Here is an 18,144-nt window from a genome sequence, read left to right on the forward strand (position 1 = left end):
AGCTGCTGTTCCTGCGCAACTGGCCCTACCTCTTCGCCCAGGCCTCCGCCGAGGGCTCCGCGGTGAAGGACAAGTTCGGCGTCGCCCCGCTGCCGGGCAACACCGGCGTCGGCGCCTCCACCCTCGGCGGCTACAACGCCGCGATCAGCGCGTTCTCCAAGAACAAGGCCACCGCCGCCGACTTCGTTCGCTACCTGATCAGCGAAGAGGCGCAGCAGATCATCGCCTCGGGCTCGCTGCCCTCGGTGCGCTCCTCGCTCTACGACGACCCGGCCCTGATCGCGAAGATGCCGTACCTGCCCACGCTGAAGGAATCCATCGCCAGCGCCGTGCCGCGTCCGGTGACCCCGTTCTATCCCGCGGTGTCGAAGGCCATCCAGGACAACGCCTATGCTGCCCTCAACGGCACGAAGTCCGTCGACGACGCGGTCGCCGGCATGCAAAAGGGCATCGAGACCGCCGGTTCGTAGCGGTACGCGCAGCGGACCCGACCAGACCGTAGGAGAGTAGTAACGGTGTCGGATCCTTCGGGAGCCAAGCAGCGCGGGCTAGCGCTGCAACTGCGACAATCCGGCAAGGCGTGGCTGTTCGTCGCGCCCGTGCTTGTCGCGCTGGCCGTGGTCATCGGATATCCGGTGGTCGAGGCGATCTGGATGTCCTTCTCGAAGGACTCCGGCATCGACCCGGCCACCGGGATGTTCGTCGAGGGCGGCAGCGCCGGATTCAGCAACTACACCCACTGGCTGCTGCAGCAGTGTGGGTCGCTGAGCGGCACGGTGTCGTGCCCCACCGGCACGCTCGGCTCGCAGTTCTGGTCGGCGGTCGGAATCACCTTGTTCTTCACCGTGGTGATGGTGTCGATCGAGGCCCTGCTCGGGCTCGGCATGGCCATGGTGATGGGCAAGACCTTCCGCGGCCGGGCGCTGTTGCGCGCCGCCGTGCTGATCCCGTGGGCGATTCCCACCGCGGTCACAGCGCGACTGTGGGAGTTCATGTTCCAGTACGACGGCGTGGTGAACCGGGTGCTCGGCACGCACATCCTGTGGACCTCGGACATGTGGGCGTCGCGGTTCGCGGTGGTCGCGGCCGATGTGTGGAAGACGACGCCGTTCATGGCCCTGCTGATTCTGGCTGGGCTGCAAGTGATTCCGGCCGACGTGTACGAGGCGGCCAAAGTCGACGGCGCGACTGCCTGGCAGCGGTTCGTCCACATCACGCTGCCGTTGCTCAAGCCCGCGCTGCTGGTCGCGGTCCTGTTCCGCACCATGGACACGCTGCGCATCTACGACCTGCCCGCGATCATGACGCTGGGCAACCCGGCGACGAACACGCTGTCGATCCTGGTGGTCGAGCAGGTGCGCCAAGGGCCCAACAGCGCCGCGGCACTGTCGGTGATCACCTTCCTGCTCGTCTTCGCGATCGCGTTCATCCTGGTGAAGGTGCTGGGCGCCAACGCTGTTCGCACGCAAGAAGACCAGCGGAAGGCGAACTGATGAGCATGTCGATGACGAAAGAACCTGTCGCGGAATCGAAGACGCTGCCGGTGCAGCCGGTGTCGTGGCGCAAGCGGATCGGCACGGTGCGGCTCTATCTCGGTGTCGCCATCGTGCTGGTGTGGGGCCTCGGCCCGTTCTACTGGATGGCCGTGGTGGCGTTCCGCGACCCGGCCCACACCTTCGACAGCACCCCGTGGCCCACCCACGTGACGCTGGAGAACTTCCGCAACGCCTTCGACACCAGCCGCGGCAACAACTTCGGCAAGGCACTGCTCAACAGTGTGATCATCGGATCGGCGACCACCGCCGTGGCGCTGATCCTCGGCGTGCTCGCAGCTTACGCGCTGGCCCGGATGGCCTTCGCGGGCAAGTACCTGGTCTCGGGACTGATCCTGTCGGCGTCGATGTTCCCGGCCGTCGTGCTGGTGACGCCGCTGTTTCAGCTGTTCACCGATATCGGCTGGATCGGCCAGTACCAGGCGATGATCATCCCGAACATCTCCTTCGTGCTGCCGATGACGGTCTACATCCTGGCCTCGTTCTTCGCCGAACTGCCGTGGGAGCTCGAAGAGGCCGCGCGCATCGACGGCGCGAGCAAGTTCCAGGCCTTCCGGTTGATCATGCTGCCGCTGGCCGCCCCCGCGGTGTTCACCACCGCGATCCTGGCGTTCATCGCCTCGATCAACGAGTACCTGCTGGCCCGGTTGCTCTCGGGCGACGACACCAAGCCGGTGACGGTCGCCATCGCGAGCTTCTCGGGCAACGACCCGCTGGTGCAGCCGTATGCGGCCATCATGGCGGCGGGCGTGATCGTCACCGTGCCGCTGGTGATCATGGTGCTGATTTTCCAGCGTCGCATCATCTCCGGTCTCACCGCGGGCGGCGTCAAGAGCTGACCTGCCGGGTTCTGCCGCCCACGCCGGGTAGAGTCGCCTGCACCGATATCGACGTCGGTGCAGGTGAGTTCTTCTGCTCGCTCCGAAAGGAGATGGTGTGGCCTCCCAGCGCGGGCGCGGGCGTTCCGATGGGGACGTTCCGTATACCTCGATTGCCGGGTTCCGCGATCCGCTGGCGAAAGAGCAGAAGCCGGCCAAGGGCGCGGCGCGACGGGCACAGGCCGCACGACTGGCCGCCACCGACGGGTCCGGCGACCCGCCCCCGGAACGCAAGCCACGCACCAGGGGTCAGCGCATCCGGCGGTTGCTGCTCGCGCTCTTCGTGATCTTCGTGTGTGTGCCCGCGCTGCTGTTCGTCGCGGTGTACTGGAGTTCGGAGATCCCCGAACCGGCGGAGGTCGCGGTCGAACAGCCCGCGACCGTCCTCGCCGCCGACGGCACCACCGTGCTGACCAAATTCATTCCGCCACAGGGCAATCGGATCCCCATCCCGCTCACCGATGTGCCGTTCCCGGTGCGGGACGCCGTGCTGGCGGCCGAAGACCGCACCTTCTATACGAACGCCGGTTACTCGACGAGCGGCTTCCTGCGCGCCGCTCGCGACAATGTGACGGGTCAGGACAACGCGGGCGGCGGCTCGACGATCACCCAGCAGTACGTGAAGAACGCCTTCCTGAGCTCCGAGCGCACCGTCACCCGCAAGATGCGGGAGTTGATCATCGCGGCCAAGATGGCGCGGCAGTGGAGCAAGGACGAGATCCTGTCCGCCTACCTCAACACCATCTACTTCGGGCGCGGGGCGTACGGGATCGCGTCCGCGGCGAAGGCCTATTTCGACAAGCCGGTGCCGGACCTGACGCTCGCGGAGGGGGCCGTCTTGGCGGCGGTGATCCGCTCGCCCTCGGTGCTGGACCCGGAGAACCATCTCGATCAGCTGCGGGCGCGCTGGCAGTACGTGCTCGACGGGATGGTCGAGATGAAAGCGCTCGCGCCCGGCGACCGGGACGCGACGGTGTTCCCGCCGATCATCCCGCTCGACGACGTGCCCGCGGAGTCGGCCGCGCTCGGACCGGAAGGCCATATCCGCACCCAGGTGCTGCGCGAACTGCGGGCCGCGGGCCTCGACGACGCCGACATCAACACGGGCGCACTGCAGATCACCACCACCATCGACGCCGCGGCCCAGGCAGGCGCGGTCGATTCGGTGCGTGAGCGGCTGTCGTGGCAACCACCGGAGCTGCGCTCGGCCGTGGTGTCGATCGATCCGCGCAGCGGGGCCGTGCGGGCCTACTACGGCGGCGAGGACGGGACCGGATTCGATTTCGCGCAGGCGCCGCTCCAAACCGGTTCCGCGTTCAAGGTTTTCGCGCTCGTCGCCGCCCAGCGGCAAGGCATCCCGGTGACGCGGGCGATGGACAGCTCGCCCATCACCGACCGCGGTACCGAGATCACCAACGTCGAGGGTGACTCGTGCGGACGCTGCTCGCTCGCCGAGGCGCTCAAACGCTCACTGAACACCAGCTTCTACCGGCTCACCATGACGATGGCCGACGGCCCGCGCTCGATCGCCGAGGCCGCGCACCTGGCCGGCATCCCCGAGTACATTCCCGGCGTCGAGGGCATGAGCCTGTCGGAGCCGGACGGTTACCCGCTCAACGGGATCGTGCTCGGCCAGTACCTGGTGCGACCCATCGACATGGCGTCGGCGTACGCGACGCTGGCTGCCTCGGGGGTCTATCACCAGCCGTACTTCGTGCAGAAGGTGAGCACCGGGGACGGGCGGGTGCTGCTCGACCGCAGCTGGGAAACCGCGACAGGCAAGCGACATTCGGAGCCCGAACAGCGGATCACCCCGGCGATCGCCGATGCCACCACCGCCGCGATGCTGCCGATCGCCAACTACTCCAACGGCCACGGCCTCGCCGACGGCAGACAGTCGGCGAGCAAGACCGGAACCACCCAGCTCGGCGAGACCAAGGACAACAAGGACGCGTGGATGGTGGGGTACACGCCCTCACTGTCCACCGCGGTGTGGGTGGGCACCGAGCACCCCCAGCCGCTGCGCACCGGTCGCGGTGGGGCCGTCTGGGGTTCAGGGCTGCCCGCCGACATCTGGAAGCAGTCGATGGACGCCGCGCTGGCCGGAACGCCGGTCGAACAGTTCGAAGTGCAGCCGGTGCCGAGCCCGCCGCTGGTGCCATCGCCGGGCACCGGACCGGCGCCGACACCGGGCGGCGGCTTCGACATCTTCGGTCCGCCGACGAACTCACCGCGCCCCGCGCCGCCGCCGCTGATCATCATCCCGCCCGCACCGACGCCCGTCGTCCCCGGTGAGCTGTTCCCCGGACTCGGCGGCGAAGGGCCGCGATAGATCACGAGTTGGCGCAGCCGGACCCGACTACCCTGAGGACATGGCAACATCGTTGCCCAGAGCGCGAACCGCCCGACCAGGGGTCGAATGATCCCGGCGCGGAACCTGTCGGACCGATACGGGAGGATGTGCGGTCGGTACCGACATGCGACGACACTAGACATAGGGGCTACGCAGGTGGATTTCAATGTCGTTGACCGTCCCGAGACGCTGATCGCGGGCACGGTGCTTCGCAGTCCGGCGCTCGCCGTCGAGGGGCCGCGCCGCGCCAAAGTGGTCGAGGCGTGGGCGAACCTGCGGGCGAGAACGTTACCGGGGCCGGTCGCGACGGGGTATGTCGATTTCGCGCCGGAGATCAATTCCTACCTCACCCACATCGTCGGCTACGAGTGCAAGACTCTCGCCGACCTGGAGGTAGGCGACGTGCTCGGCCGGATTCCGGCCGGCCGCTACGCGCGATTCGTGGCCAGCGGCGACAACCTCGGCGACACCATCGTCGGGCTCTGGCGCCAGGTGTGGGACGCGGAGGCCGCAGGTGAATTCGTGCGTGCCTATACCGGCGATTGCGAGCAGTATCCCGACGAACGCACGGTCGAGATCTTCGTGTCGCTGACCGAGGAGAAGGACAGCTGATGGCCGTGGATTTCGAAATCGTCACCCTCGCCGACGGTTTGATCGCGGGTCTCACCGTGCCGTTGGCCGGGCGTGAAGTGACCGCGCGCGATCTCGACCTGGTGAACTTCACCTGGGATCGGTACCTGTCGCGGGAGAAGACGGTGCCTCGCGCGGCCGCCTATATCGGTCAGAACGATCATGCGGTGGCCGTGCTCGGCTACGAGGTCGGCGGCTTGGACGACATCGACGAAGGCGACGTGCTCACCCGCATTCCCGCGGGTCGCTACGCCAAGTTCGTGGTCGCGGACAAGCCCTACGATCTGCTGCGCACCGCGTGGGCGCAGGTGATCAAGGCCGAGAACGCCGGCACCATCACCCGCTCGCACACGGCCGAGCTGGAGCGCTACACCGGTCCGACCTCGGTCGAGGTGTACGTCTCCCTGGACTGAAGACGACAAGAGCCGGTGTGCACGAGAGTTCGTGCGCACCGGCTCTTTTCGTTCAGTGATTAATCGGCACCGATGATGAACGCCTCGAGCTGAGTGCGCGCCACATCGTCGGCGATCTGCACCGGCGGGGACTTCATCAGGTAGGCCGAGGCCGGGATGACGGGTCCGCCGATGCCGCGGTCCTTGGCGATCTTCGCCGCGCGGACAGCGTCGATGATGATGCCCGCCGAGTTCGGCGAGTCCCACACCTCGAGCTTGTACTCCAGGTTCAGCGGAGCATCGCCGAACGCACGACCCTCGAGGCGCACGTAGGCCCACTTGCGGTCGTCGAGCCACTCCACGTAGTCCGAGGGACCGATGTGGACGTTGCGGTCGTGGACCTTGCCCGCGAGCGCCCCGGTGAGGTTCGAGGTGACGGCCTGGGTCTTGGAGACCTTCTTCGACTCCAGGCGCTCACGCTCGAGCATGTTCTTGAAGTCCATGTTGCCGCCGACATTGAGCTGGTAGGTGCGATCGAGCACCACGCCGCGGTCTTCGAACAGCTTCGCCATCACGCGGTGGGTGATGGTCGCGCCGACCTGCGACTTGATGTCGTCACCGACGATCGGGACACCGGCGTCGACGAACTTCTGCGCCCAGACCGGGTCGGAGGCGATGAAGACCGGCAGCGCGTTGACGAAGGCGACGTTCGCGTCGATCGCGCACTGCGCGTAGAACTTGTCGGCCTCTTCGGAACCGACGGGCAGGTACGAGACCAACACGTCGACCTCGGCGTCTTTGAGCGCCTTGACCACGTCGACCGCGGGCGCCTCGGACTGCTCGATGGTCTGCGCGTAGTACTTGCCGATGCCGTCGAGGGTCGGGCCACGCAGGACCGTCACGTCGGTCGGCGGCACGTCGGAGATCTTGATGGTGTTGTTCTCGCTGGCGAAGATGGCCTCGGCCAGGTCGAAGCCGACCTTCTTGGCGTCGACATCGAACGCGGCCACGAACTTCACGTCACGGACGTGGTAGCTACCGAACTTGACGTGCATGAGGCCGGGAACGACCTGGTTCTCGTCGGCATCCTTGTAGTACTGCACGCCCTGCACCAGCGACGATGCGCAGTTGCCCACACCGACGATCGCGACGCGAACTTCGCCGGATCCAACCTTGTTGACATCACTCATGGCCGCTCTTTCCCTCTTTCTGTGGTGCCGCCTTCGTCGATTGCTCCGCCGCAATCAACTCGTTGAGCCAGCGCACTTCGCGCTCGCTTGATTCCAATCCGAGCTGGTGGAGCTGCTTGGTGTAGCGATCCAGTGACCCGCTGGCCTTCTTGATCGCTTCCCGCAGACCCTCTCGGCGCTCCTCGACCTGACGACGTCTGCCCTCCAGAATCCGCATTCTCGCCTCGGCGGGAGTGCGGCTGAAGAAGGCAAGGTGAACGCCGAAGCCGTCATCGGTGTAGTTCTGCGGACCGGTGTCGGCAAGGAGTTCGGAGAACCGTTCCCGGCCGACCGGCGTGAGCCGGTAGACGCGGCGCGCACGGCGCGCGAGCGCGCCGTCCGGAAGCTCCTCGGCGATCAACCCGTCGGCCTGCATTCTGCGCAGCGTCGGGTAGAGCGAACCGTAGGAGAAGGCCCGGAACGCTCCGAGCAGGCCCGTCAACCGCTTGCGCAGCTCGTAACCGTGCATGGGCGCGTCGAGGAGCAGGCCGAGAATCGCCAATTCGAGCACTGCCGACCTCACTCCCTGACTATGTCGACCTGAAAGGCCGAACAGACCTAACCGTGGATGCGACTTCCAACTATATCGGAGCGATACATCTACGCACAGTCGAATGTGACGCATGCGTCATCGACGCAGGTCAGCGCGGAGACAGGAATCAGGGGGTCAGCGGACGGATCGCGCGCGGCTCGCCATCGAAGGCGAGTTCGAGACGGCCGGACTCGTCGTCGTCGTTCCTGACATAGACGGTGATCAGGGGCTCGGCATCCGCCTCCGCGCCCGGCGCGAACCCGATACCGAGGTAGGCGACGCGACCGCGGGGCACCTCGGTCGTCTGCGGCGCGCCCGCGACGAGCGGGGCGAAGCGGGCCAGGTCGATCGCCGCGAGATCGAACGCGGGGGTGCCTGCCGGGCGGGCGGCCGGGGTACCGCTGGAATCGAAATCGCCCCGGTAGACGTAGCTGTCCTGCTTGCCCGACGCCCCTACCCGCTCGAACGAGACGTACCCGGGATAGACCGTGGCCTCGTCGAGGGTGGTGGCACCGAACTCCGCGCGATATTCGGCGAGGAAATAGGCGAGGCCGTCGGCCGTGGTGAGGTCGGGCAGCGCTTCGTCGGCAGCGGCACGGCCGATCAGACCGGCGACCGCGCCGACGACACCTGCGGTCAGGATCGCGAGCACCGGAATCCACCAGCGTCGTGGGGTGCGGTCGGCGCCGCGCGTCGGCGTAGCGGCGGCGAACTCGTCGGTGAGCTGGAGGTCATCGATCAGCCGATCGAGAGAGGCGAAGGTTTCGGCACGCATCGCCTGTGCGGAGCGGGCGGCGTGTTCGTCGGCGGTGAGCTGGCCGTCGGCCGAGGCCGCGTCGATCACAGCGCACACGTCGGCGCGGTCGGCGTCGCGGGCGCGCAGCTGGTCGGGTTTCTTCGACATCGGCGCGACTACTTCTCTTCGTAGGGGTGGGCGCGGATCAACTCACCCGACAGGGTCGTCGTCAGGAAGCCGGATTGGGAGTGTTCGTTGCCCACGTGGATGGTGATGACCGGCCGCTTCGTGGTGGTGTCGGCGGCGATCGAGAAATGCTGGACCTTGCCGTCCGGGACGGACAGGGTGGTGGCCGCATCGGCCAGTGTCGCGGCCAGGGCGTCGGTGTTCACGGTGGCCAGGTCGATCGAGACAGTGGCGCGTGCGCGGACGGGCATCGCGCCGGTAGAGCGCTGGAAGCCGCCGTAATAGGTGTAGTCGGCCGAGAAAGACCCCTGGCCGGTGGCCTCGCGCGTGAGCCTGGCGTACTCGGGGTGGCAGGTGATCGCGTCGACGACGGCGTTGCCGAACTTCGCGTCGAGGCCGTCGCGGATGTGCAGGAATCCGGCGATGGTGGTCGGGGACGGGGTTGCCAGGACCAGCGGGGCGGCGGAGTTGTAGTGGGTTACCGGCGGGGGCTCGGCCCGGTCTCGCACCGTGACGACGAAGGCGGCGACAGCGGCGACCGACGCGAGGGCGATGACGACGAGTCGCCTGGGGTCGCGTCGGACGCGGGGCTTGGTCGGCGCGTCGGGGCGCTGGTGGAGTTCTGCCACCAAAGTGGACAAATCACCCAATGTTCGTGCTTCTGTGGCCAATTCGGCCAGTGCGGCGTGTTCGTCGGCGTCGAGTTGGCCGTCGGCGCGGGCGGTGTCGAGCGCTTCGATCGTCGCGGTGCGGTCGCTCGATCGGGCTCTCGTGTGGGCCGGGTACTCGGCGCGAGCCCGACGACGCGGGCGCCGGGAGGGTGGATTCTCGCTGAAAACCGCAGGTGATTGCAGGTCGACGGTGAGGCGGGCGAGGTTACCGACGGTGCGGGCGGTGCTCGCTGACGCGACGCGGTCGTGGTACTCCTGTGCGCCGAGTTGCCCCTCGGCGTAGGCCGCGTCAAGCACGGTCGACGCCTGTGCGCGATCGATGTCACGTGCGCGCAGCACCGAATCGACGGCTGCCCGTCGCTGCCCGGATTCAGCCATGGCCGTGGGTCACCTCACCTGCGAAAACACCCGGATGAACCCCGGTATCGGGAGTTTAGTCCGGGAGATCGGATCAAACGATGCCGTGGGCACGCGTATCCGAACCCCGCTACTCTGGTGATCGTGCGAATTCAGCGGCAGGTGGTGGACTATGCGCTCCGGCGCCGGTCGCTGCTGGCCGATGTCTACGCGGGGCGGGTCGGCGTCGCCGAGGTGTGCGACGCGAACCCGTATCTGCTCCGGGCCGCGAAGTTTCACGGCCGGGGTAGTGAGGCGACCTGCCCGATCTGCCGGAAAGAGCAGCTGACGTTGGTTTCGTGGGTGTTCGGCGATGGGCTCGGCCAAGCGGCCGGGTCGGCGCGGACGCCCGAGGAACTGATTCGGATGGCCGAGTCGAACGAAGAATTCTCGGTGCATGTCGTCGAGGTCTGTCGCTCGTGCAGCTGGAACCACCTGGTGCAGTCGTACGTGCTCGGCACGGCGCCCGCCCCCGCCCGGCGACGGACGAGTTCGCGAGCCCGGCGCTCTGCTGCCGAATGATGGCGTGTGGAGCGACACGGCTGCGCAGTGACGGGCGGCCCGAACAAGTGATGGTGGCCACCGCGTGATGCGCCACTGTTCGGGGTGCACCCTCTCCGCGCCGGTACTCCGGCGCGGATGTCGTGTGCCCGAACCTTACAAGTTATGGAGATCTGGTCAGTGAGTTCGCCCTACGAGTCCTCCCCCCACGGCGATGATCCGCGCGGCGGCCGTCCGGCTCGGGGTGCGCAATCAGGTCTCCCCCCGCAGTCGGGTGATCGGCCCGGTGGTCCCCCGCCGCGTCGGCCGATGCCGCCCACCGGTCCGCGCCCGCAGGGTGCGCCCGGTGCTCCCGCGCAGGGCGGGCGCCCGCAGGGTGGCGGCCCGGTGCCTGGTGGACGCGGTCCGCAGGGACCGCCGCCGAATCGTCAGCAGGGGCCGCCGCCCGGTGGGATGCCGCCGCGTCGGCCGGGTCAGCCGCCCCAGCGTCCCGGTGGTCCGCAGGGCGGACCGCCTCCGCAGGGTGTGCCCGGTCAGGGCAGGCCGCCGCAGGGTAGGCCCCCGCAGCCGGGTCGGGCCGCGCCGCCCGCGGCGGGCGCCACACAGAAGTTGCCGCGTCCCGGCAGCCCCGACGAGTCGACCGTGCGGGCGAATCAGCCGGGGCGGACCGTGCGCGGCGCGAACGACGACGTAGCCAGGACGGCTCGCGCGGGCGGTGCCGCCGCGGCCACACGGGCCGGCGCTGGCCGGCGCCCCGGTGGGCCCACCACCGGTGAACGTCGCGCCACCACGCCGGGTGGTCCCACCACCGGTGAACGTCGCGCCGCCGGCGTGGGCGGCACCCCGCCGCCGACCGGTCCGCGCAACCGCCGCGACGGTGGCGGGGGCGACGACGGCTCCGGTAGTGATGGTGCGGTGAAGAAATCGCCGTGGCGGATCGTGCGCCGGACACTCTATGTCCTGATGGCCCTGGCCATCGTCGTGCCGAGCGCGGTGTTCCTGGTCGCCTACACGGCGGTGTCGGTGCCCAAGCCGGGCGATCTCGAGACCAACCAGGTGGCGACGATCTTCGCCAGCGACGGCTCCACCGAGATCAGCAAGGTGGTCCCGCCGCAGGGCAACCGCACCGAGGTCTCGATCGATCAGATCCCGCCGCACGTGCGCAATGCCGTGATCGCCGCCGAGGACCGCGACTTCTACACCAACCCCGGCTTCTCGGTCTCGGGCTTCGCCCGCGCCGCCCGCGACAACGTCCTCGGCAAGGAAAGCGCCGGTGGTGGTTCCACGATCACCCAGCAGTACGTGAAGAACGCGCTGGTCGGTGACGAGCGGTCGATGACGCGCAAGATGCACGAGCTGGTGATCTCGGCCAAGATGGCGCGGCAGTGGAGCAAGGAAGACATCCTCGCCGCCTACCTGAACACCATCTACTTCGGTCGTGGCGCGTACGGCATCGACGCCGCGTCCAAGGCCTACTTCGGCAAGCCGGTGCAGGAGCTGACCGTGGCCTAGGGCGCTGTCCTGGCCGCGACCATCCAGCTGCCCTCGATGCTGGATCCGGAGAAGAACCCCGAGGGCGCCAAGACCCGCTGGAGCTACGTGCTCGACGGCATGGTCGCGGAGAACAACCTGCCCGCGACGGAACGTCAGGGGATGCAGTACCCACAGGTGGTGTCGCTGGCTTCGCTCGGCGACAAGAACAACGACGAGGGTCCGAACGGTCTGGTGAAGAACCAGGTGCTCCAGGAGCTCTCGACCGCGGGCATCAGCGAGCAGCAGCTGAACACCGAGGGCTTGCAGATCACCACCACGATCGATCAGAAGGCGCAGGACGCCGCGATCAAGGCCGCGCAGGGCAAGCTCGACGGTGAGCCGGAGAACCTGCGCACCGCGGTGGTCTCCGTAGACCCGCGCACCGGTGCGGTGCGCGCCTACTACGGCGGCAGCGACGGGCAGGGCTACGACTTCGCCAATGCCGGTCTGCCGACGGGCTCCTCGTTCAAGGCGATCGGTCTGGCCGCGAATCTCGAACAGGGCGTCCCGCTTTCGCAGCTCTACGACAGCTCGCCGATCACCGTCAACGGCATCAAGATCGGCAACGTCGAGGGTGAGGGCTGTGGCATGTGCACCATCGCCGAGGCGCTCAAGCGTTCGCTGAACACCAGCTTCTACCGCATGCAGCTGGACATGCAGAACGGTCCGCAGAAGATCGCCGATATGGGCCACAAGCTCGGTATCGCGACGGAGCTGCCCGGCGTCGGCGCCACGCTGACCGAGCCCGGCGGCGTCGGCCCCAACAACGGCATCGTGCTCGGCCAGTACCAGTCGCGCCCGCTCGACATGGCCTCGGCGTACGCCACCTTCGCGGCCTCGGGCGTCTACCACGCACCGCATTTCGTGCAGAAGGTCGTCACCGCCAAGGGTGAGGTGCTGCTCGATCGTGGTGAGCCCGCCGGTGAGCAGCGGATCAGCGCGGCCGTGGCCGACAACGTCACCGCGGCGATGAAGCCGATCGCGGCCTACTCGCGCAACCACAACCTGGCCGGCGGCCGCGAATCCGCCGCCAAGACCGGTACCCACCAGCTCGGCGACACCGGCAACAACCGGGACGCCTGGATGGTCGGCTACACCCCGTCGCTGTCGACCGCGGTGTGGGTCGGTACCGAGCAGGGCGACGCGCTCAAGAACTACGGCGGCGGCAGCATCTACGGTTCCGGTCTGCCTTCCGACATCTGGAAGGCGACGATGGACGGCGCGCTGTCGGGCACGTCGAACGAGTCGTTCCCCAAACCCGCCCCGATCAAGGGCCAGGCCGGTGTGCCGGAATGGTCGGCGCCCTACACCGCGCCGTCGACCACCGTGCCCGCGATCGTGCCGCCGGTGATCGTGCCCTCGCAGGTCGAGATCCTGCCCGGCATCCGGATTCCGGTGCCCGGGGTGCAGCAGCAGCCCGCGGTGCCGCAGTCGCAGTCCACGCCAGAGACCGGTGCGGGCCCGCTGCCCGGCCAGCCGACGGCGGGGCCGGACGGCGCGCCCGCGACCCCCGGAAACGGCAACGGCGGGTCGAACAGACCGGGTAATGGCGCCAACGGCAACGACAACGAGAGCAGCGGCGCGGGAACCACGCCGACCCGATCCCGGTAACCACCGGTAGCCTCGGATGTCGTGACCGATCAGCAACTCGCGGACCAGCCGGCGTCGAGTGGTACCCGGCCGGGCCGCGAGGCGGGGTACGTGGCGCCCGCCCGGCTGGCGCCCGACCTCCGCTCGATCGATGCCCGCGACCGGCCGAGCCGCAACGACTCGCTGACCGCACAGCTGTCCACCGTGGTCGGCGGCCCGGTCGGCGATCACGCGCTGATCGGGCGGGTGCGGTTCTGGACGCCGCTGCGGGTGATGTTCGCCTTCACGGTGATCTTCCTGGCGCTGGGCTGGTCGGCGAAGGCCGGCTGCATCCAGCAGACCAGCGATGGCGACGACGGTCTGATGCTGGACTGGAACAACGGCCGCCAGTACGTGGCCATGTGCTACTCCGACACCGTTCCGCTCTACGGTGCCGAACGGCTCAACGAGGGCGCGTTCCCGTACAAGAAGTCCTGGACCGAATCGACGCCCGACGGCGGCACCGAGACCAGATACATGGAGTATCCGGTGCTGTCGGGCCTGTACCAGTACGCGGCGATGCAGATCGGCAACGTCTGGGATCACCTGCCGTTGCCCGGCGCGATGTCGGTGGTGGTGTATTTCAACGTGGTCGCACTCGGCCTTTCGGTCGGCTGGCTGATCACGGTCTGGGCGTCGTCGCGATTAGCCGGGCGACGGGTGTGGGATGCCGCGCTGATCGCGGTGTCGCCGTTGGTGATCGTGCACATGTTCACGAATTTCGATGCGCTGGCAACGGCTTTCGCGGCTACCGGGCTGTTGGCGTGGGCGCGGCGTAAGCCGGTGCTCGCGGGCATCCTGCTCGGACTGGGCGGGGCGGCGAAGTTGTATCCGCTGCTGCTACTCGGGCCGATCGTGGTGCTGTGTCTGCGAGTGGATCCGATGCAGCGTCAGCCCGCCGCGCGGGCCGGGCTGCGGTTGCGCGATGTCGACAGTCTCGATTCCGCCCGCGCCTGGCTGCGTGAAACGCCCGCGAGGACACATCTTTTCGCATTGCGGCCACTGGGCGCGGCAACCCTCACGGTCATCGCCGCGGTGGGCACCTGGGCGGCCGTGAATCTGCCGATCGCGGCGCTGTACCCGCAGGGTTGGCGAGAATTCTTCCGGCTCAACACCACTCGCCACGCCGACCCCGATTCGATCTACAACGTGATCACCTCGTTCACCGGCTGGACCGGCTTCGACGGGCCGATCGGACACGGTGTACCCCCGACCATCCTGAACACGGTCTCGCTGCTCGCCTTCGTCGCCGCCTGCGCGGGCATCGCCTACCTGGCGCTCACCGCGCCACGGCGTCCCCGGCTGACTCAGCTGTGCTTCCTCGTCGTCGCGGCCTTCCTGCTGACGAACAAGGTGTGGAGCCCGCAGTACTCGCTGTGGCTGGTGCCGCTGGCGGTCCTCGCGCTGCCGCATCGACGAATCCTGCTGGCCTGGATGACCATCGATGCACTCGTCTGGGTGCCGCGCATGTACTACTACCTCGGCGAGGACAACAAGGGCCTGCCCGAACAGTGGTTCACCGGCACCGTCGTCCTGCGCGACCTGGCAGTCCTCGGCCTGTGCGCGCTGATCGTCTACGAGATCCTGCGCCCCCAGAACGACGTGGTCCGCCGCGACTTCGTCGACGACCCGGCGGGCGGGGTCCTCGACCGAGCCCTCGACCCCCTACTCCCCTGGCTCCCGGAATTCCTGCGCCCGAAACAGGCCACGATCAGCGCCCGACCGATATCGGTGCTGAACTGATCCGAGCGGGCGGAGGTGCAGGTCTACATCCGCAGGTAGCGGGCCTGGAGTTCGGGTTCGGCGGGGAGCATGTCGAGGTCTAGCTCCCAGGCGTTGCCGGTCCAGGGGTCGAACAAGGGAGTGCCGGGCATCGTCGGGAGGTGCCTGCACGACTGGGCGAGGAGATCTACCGGGCCGTCGCCGAATTCGCCGCCGCCGCTGCCGACGATGACCAGGGACAAGCCGATCAGGTCGCCGCGGACCATCAGTTGGCCCAGGCGCACCACATCGCTGCCCTGGTAACCGTGGGGGAAGTCGGCGGCGACGAGGATGCGGTGTTCGGTCGGGGGTACGGCTTGTCCGCTGTTGTAGGCGATGTCGGCCAGCTCGGCCGCGTGGGCGAGCTCGGCGAGGCGGGCGGAGATGTCGCCGTGATCGGCGATCACCGGGCCCGCCAACAGCGGGGCGAGCGGGACGGCCAAGGTGCGCAGGCCGCCGGTGAGGTCGATCAGGTCGACCTTGGTCGGCTTGTCGGGGATCGCGGCGACGAGCCGGGCCACCAGGGCGCCGATCACGCGCGCGGCCGCGGCGGTGGATTCGGTGTCGACCCACAGCGGCCGGTTCAGCGGCACCGGAACGCAATACGGCACCCGCAGGCCACCGCGGTCGAGCGCGTACAGCTCGCCGAGCCGGATGCCGTCGCTGCGGGCGGCGCGGGTGGTCCACGCGGGAGCGAGCCAGGAGGCCAGCGCGGCGGGCATGGCGGCATCGGCTTCGGCGATCTCGAGGCCGAGTTGGTCACTGTCGCGGCGATGGTCGGCGTCGGCGAGGGCAACCAGGTCGTCGTGGCGACGTTGCGCTTGCGCGCGGGCCGCGTCGGCGGCGGGGGTGTTGCGGGTCGCCGGATTCGACACCGCTTCGGAGAGTTCCTGATCCAGGCGTTTGGTCGCGTAGTCGCGAGCCGAGACCAGGGCGGCGGCGGAGCGAGCGGCGTCTTCGAAGATCATCCACATGCGTTGCAGACCGTGCTCGACTTCGAGCGGAATGCCCGATGTGGGAGCGGGTCTCGCGACCGTCTCGGTGGGAGCGCTCGGCGGCGCGAGCGGCGCCGCCTGCCAGGCCTGCGCGGGGGCGGGCTCGGGAGGGGTCACGCCGTGCGCGGTGAGCAGCTGAGCCGAGCCGCCGGCGTACCCCTGACCGAGCGCCCGCGACTTCCAGCCACCACCGCGCCGATACACCTCGAGGCAGATCAGCGCGCTCTCACCAGCAGTCGGCGAGATGACGAATTCCGCGGCGGGACTACCGTTTTCGTGCAGCGACGCCGTCACCGTACCGAGCGCGTGCCCGCCCGTGACGAACAGCAGCACAGCATGCGCGTCGGACCTGATCTGCGACAGCGTCAGCTCCACCGCCGCCCCCGCGAAGCTCACGCCGGAGGCCGAGGGCCGCGACGCGCACACGTGATCGTGCACGTCGCGAACCCGCAGATCCTCGCCGACCACCAGCGCCCCGAGTTCGACGGCGCCGGTGGTCTGCGCGGTGAAGCGCACGGAATCAGCGGTCAGCGCAGTGTTCTGCCCTGCCTTCAGGTGAATCACGGTGTCTGCCCTGTCTTGGTTCAATTACCGCCGAGGAATCGGCCCAGCTGCGGCACCGCTTCACCGGGGTGCTTGGCATTGAAGCCCTCGCCGAGCGCCTGCATCTTCCAGTCGCCGCCGACGCGGTACACCTTCGCCATCGCCATCGCGGTGAACGGCATTCCGCCCGCGAGGGTGTAGCGGGCCAGCTCGCCGTTGGTGGCGCCGTCGATCAGGCGGCTGAAGGCGTTCTGCACCTGTTCGAAGGAGTGACCCTTGTACGAGGTGACGATGAACAGCAGCGTGGTGATGTGCGCCGGGATCCTGGTGAGGTCGACGAGGATCATCTCGTCGTCGCCGTCGCCCTCACCGGTGAGGTTGTCACCCTGGTGGCGCACCGACCCGTCCTTCGACGACAGCTGGCCGTAGTAGGCCACGTCGACGAGGTTCTGGTCGGCGAACAGGCAGACCGAGGCGTCGAGGTCGATGTCGACGGTGCGGTTGCCGAACATCCCGCGCGTGCGCACCGGGTCCCAGCCGAGGCCCATCTTCACGAAGGTCAGCGCGGCGCCGCCCTCCTTACGCAGCGTGACCCGCTGCCCCTTCTGCAAGCTGACCGGGCGATCCTTGCTCAAACTGATCTCGCCTGCGGGCTGCTGCGGCGCACCCTGCGCGGGCGGCGGGTAACCCTGTCCGGGCGGCGGCGGGTAGCCGCCACCGGGCGGCTGCTGGGCCGGGCCGGGAGGCGGCGGGTAGCCACCGCCGGGCGGCGCGTAGGCGGGCGCGGCCTGCTGCGGGTAGCTGGGCGCGGACTGCGGCGGGTAGGCGGGCGGGGCCTGCTGCGGCGGAGGCGGCGGGGGCGCGGCCTGCTGCGGGGCGGCCTGGGCGGGTGAATCATCCACCTGCACACCGTGATCGGTGACCAGCGCGGCGAAACCACCGGCGTAACCCTGGCCGACCGCGCGCACCTTCCAGCTGCCCTGTCGGCGGTACAGCTCGAGCGCGATCACGATCGACTCGGCGTTCAGGCCGTCGATCTGGTAGCTGAACAGCTGGTTTCCCGAAGCATCGGAGACCAGCGCGGTGGGCGGCGCGAAGCGGCCGAAATTGCTGGTCGCGTCGTCGAGGGTGATCACCGCGCGGATCTGATCGATGTCGGCGGGCACCGCGGACAGCGAAACAGCAAGTGAGGCAGGCTGACCCGTCGGCCCGGGCCGCAGATCGACACCCGGCCCACTCGGCTGGTTGTAGAAGACGAAATCAGCGTCGGTGCGGACCTTGCCCTGCTCGGTCACGAGCAGCGCGGACAGGTCGGCCGGTGCGGTGACCTGGAGCGAGATCACCACGTCACTGACGGCCAACGGGCCGTTCTGGCCCTTGGCGAGTGTTGCAGACAAGTTAGACCCTTCGCTTGTCGTTTGGTGGGTGTTCCACGGCAGTGCTTGCCACTCTACGAGAAACCGGCCGCACGCGTCCGTGCTCTGTGGCCCGGGCGTACTTTCCCCTGATCGGTTAGGGTGACGTCGCAGTCGGAACGGGCGGTAGAACCGCCTTCGCAGAGGGGACGGGCACACACCTGTCATGGCGCAATTGTTCGAACAGTCGAAGAAGGTGATCGAGGCGCAG

At 68.4% G+C, this 18,144-nt stretch carries 14 protein-coding genes and 1 pseudogene; 9 read left to right on the plus strand and 6 right to left on the minus strand.

Features of this window, described 5'->3' with window-relative positions; all coding sequences use genetic code 11:
• The 6 genes from ACFWF3_RS02255 to ACFWF3_RS02280 form a co-directional block, all read left to right on the plus strand.
• Nucleotides 1–470, plus strand: a 470-nt coding sequence (locus ACFWF3_RS02255) for an extracellular solute-binding protein (RefSeq protein WP_379312124.1), incomplete at its 5' end; no start/stop codon positions are given.
• A 45-nt stretch (nucleotides 471–515) separates the two neighbouring features.
• Nucleotides 516–1,493 carry a carbohydrate ABC transporter permease gene (locus tag ACFWF3_RS02260; protein WP_379312125.1) on the plus strand — a complete coding sequence of 326 codons (978 nt, stop codon included), beginning with the start codon at nucleotides 516–518 and terminating at the stop codon, nucleotides 1,491–1,493.
• 11 nt (nucleotides 1,494–1,504) lie between these two features.
• Nucleotides 1,505–2,392 carry a carbohydrate ABC transporter permease gene (locus tag ACFWF3_RS02265; RefSeq protein WP_378989257.1) on the plus strand — a complete coding sequence of 296 codons (888 nt, stop codon included), beginning with the start codon at nucleotides 1,505–1,507 and terminating at the stop codon, nucleotides 2,390–2,392.
• A gap of 97 nt (nucleotides 2,393–2,489) precedes the next feature.
• Complete coding sequence (locus tag ACFWF3_RS02270; RefSeq protein ID WP_378989258.1) at nucleotides 2,490–4,763, plus strand: transglycosylase domain-containing protein; 2,274 nt, start codon at nucleotides 2,490–2,492, stop codon at nucleotides 4,761–4,763.
• A gap of 177 nt (nucleotides 4,764–4,940) precedes the next feature.
• Complete coding sequence (locus ACFWF3_RS02275; RefSeq protein ID WP_358066940.1) at nucleotides 4,941–5,396, plus strand: GyrI-like domain-containing protein; 456 nt, start codon at nucleotides 4,941–4,943, stop codon at nucleotides 5,394–5,396.
• The gene (locus ACFWF3_RS02280) at nucleotides 5,396–5,827 is read left to right on the plus strand and encodes a GyrI-like domain-containing protein (protein WP_378989259.1); all 432 of its coding nucleotides are present in this window, start codon (nucleotides 5,396–5,398) and stop codon (nucleotides 5,825–5,827) included. The genes ACFWF3_RS02275 and ACFWF3_RS02280 overlap by 1 nt, the downstream gene beginning before the upstream one ends.
• A gap of 59 nt (nucleotides 5,828–5,886) precedes the next feature.
• Here the strand turns inward: ACFWF3_RS02280 and ACFWF3_RS02285 are convergent, their stop codons facing one another.
• From ACFWF3_RS02285 to ACFWF3_RS02300, 4 genes are all read right to left on the minus strand, one after another.
• A complete protein-coding gene (locus ACFWF3_RS02285) occupies nucleotides 5,887–6,996 on the minus strand; it encodes an inositol-3-phosphate synthase (protein WP_378989260.1) in 1,110 nt (369 codons plus the stop codon).
• The gene (locus ACFWF3_RS02290; protein WP_056823890.1) at nucleotides 6,989–7,546 is read right to left on the minus strand and encodes a PadR family transcriptional regulator; all 558 of its coding nucleotides are present in this window, start codon (nucleotides 7,544–7,546) and stop codon (nucleotides 6,989–6,991) included. The genes ACFWF3_RS02285 and ACFWF3_RS02290 overlap by 8 nt, the downstream gene beginning before the upstream one ends.
• Before the next feature lie 148 nt (nucleotides 7,547–7,694).
• Complete coding sequence (locus tag ACFWF3_RS02295; protein WP_379312126.1) at nucleotides 7,695–8,471, minus strand: DUF1707 domain-containing protein; 777 nt, start codon at nucleotides 8,469–8,471, stop codon at nucleotides 7,695–7,697.
• Nucleotides 8,472–8,479: 8 nt separating this feature from the next.
• The gene (locus ACFWF3_RS02300) at nucleotides 8,480–9,538 is read right to left on the minus strand and encodes a DUF1707 domain-containing protein (RefSeq protein ID WP_379312127.1); all 1,059 of its coding nucleotides are present in this window, start codon (nucleotides 9,536–9,538) and stop codon (nucleotides 8,480–8,482) included.
• A 123-nt stretch (nucleotides 9,539–9,661) separates the two neighbouring features.
• Between ACFWF3_RS02300 and ACFWF3_RS02305 the strand changes: the two genes are divergently transcribed.
• The 3 genes and pseudogenes from ACFWF3_RS02305 (at nucleotide 9,662) to ACFWF3_RS02315 (ending at nucleotide 14,962) form a co-directional block, all read left to right on the plus strand.
• Nucleotides 9,662–10,078, plus strand: coding sequence for a DUF5318 domain-containing protein (locus tag ACFWF3_RS02305; protein WP_170112103.1), 417 nt, complete (start codon nucleotides 9,662–9,664; stop codon nucleotides 10,076–10,078).
• A gap of 942 nt (nucleotides 10,079–11,020) precedes the next feature.
• Nucleotides 11,021–13,201: pseudogene (locus ACFWF3_RS02310) on the plus strand (transglycosylase domain-containing protein).
• Nucleotides 13,202–13,222: 21 nt separating this feature from the next.
• Complete coding sequence (locus ACFWF3_RS02315) at nucleotides 13,223–14,962, plus strand: glycosyltransferase family 87 protein (RefSeq protein WP_379312128.1); 1,740 nt, start codon at nucleotides 13,223–13,225, stop codon at nucleotides 14,960–14,962.
• A gap of 23 nt (nucleotides 14,963–14,985) precedes the next feature.
• On the opposite strand, the gene ACFWF3_RS02320 is transcribed toward ACFWF3_RS02315, so the two are convergent.
• Together ACFWF3_RS02320 and ACFWF3_RS02325 are read right to left on the minus strand one after the other, a co-directional pair.
• The gene (locus tag ACFWF3_RS02320) at nucleotides 14,986–16,539 is read right to left on the minus strand and encodes a TerD family protein (protein WP_379312129.1); all 1,554 of its coding nucleotides are present in this window, start codon (nucleotides 16,537–16,539) and stop codon (nucleotides 14,986–14,988) included.
• Between the two features lie 20 nt (nucleotides 16,540–16,559).
• A complete protein-coding gene (locus ACFWF3_RS02325; RefSeq protein WP_378989264.1) occupies nucleotides 16,560–17,915 on the minus strand; it encodes a TerD family protein in 1,356 nt (451 codons plus the stop codon).
• Nucleotides 17,916–18,144 lie beyond the last annotated feature (229 nt).

Origin of the sequence: Nocardia sp. NPDC060220, assembly GCF_042727815.1 — a bacterium.
Taxonomy (GTDB): domain Bacteria; phylum Actinomycetota; class Actinomycetes; order Mycobacteriales; family Mycobacteriaceae; genus Nocardia.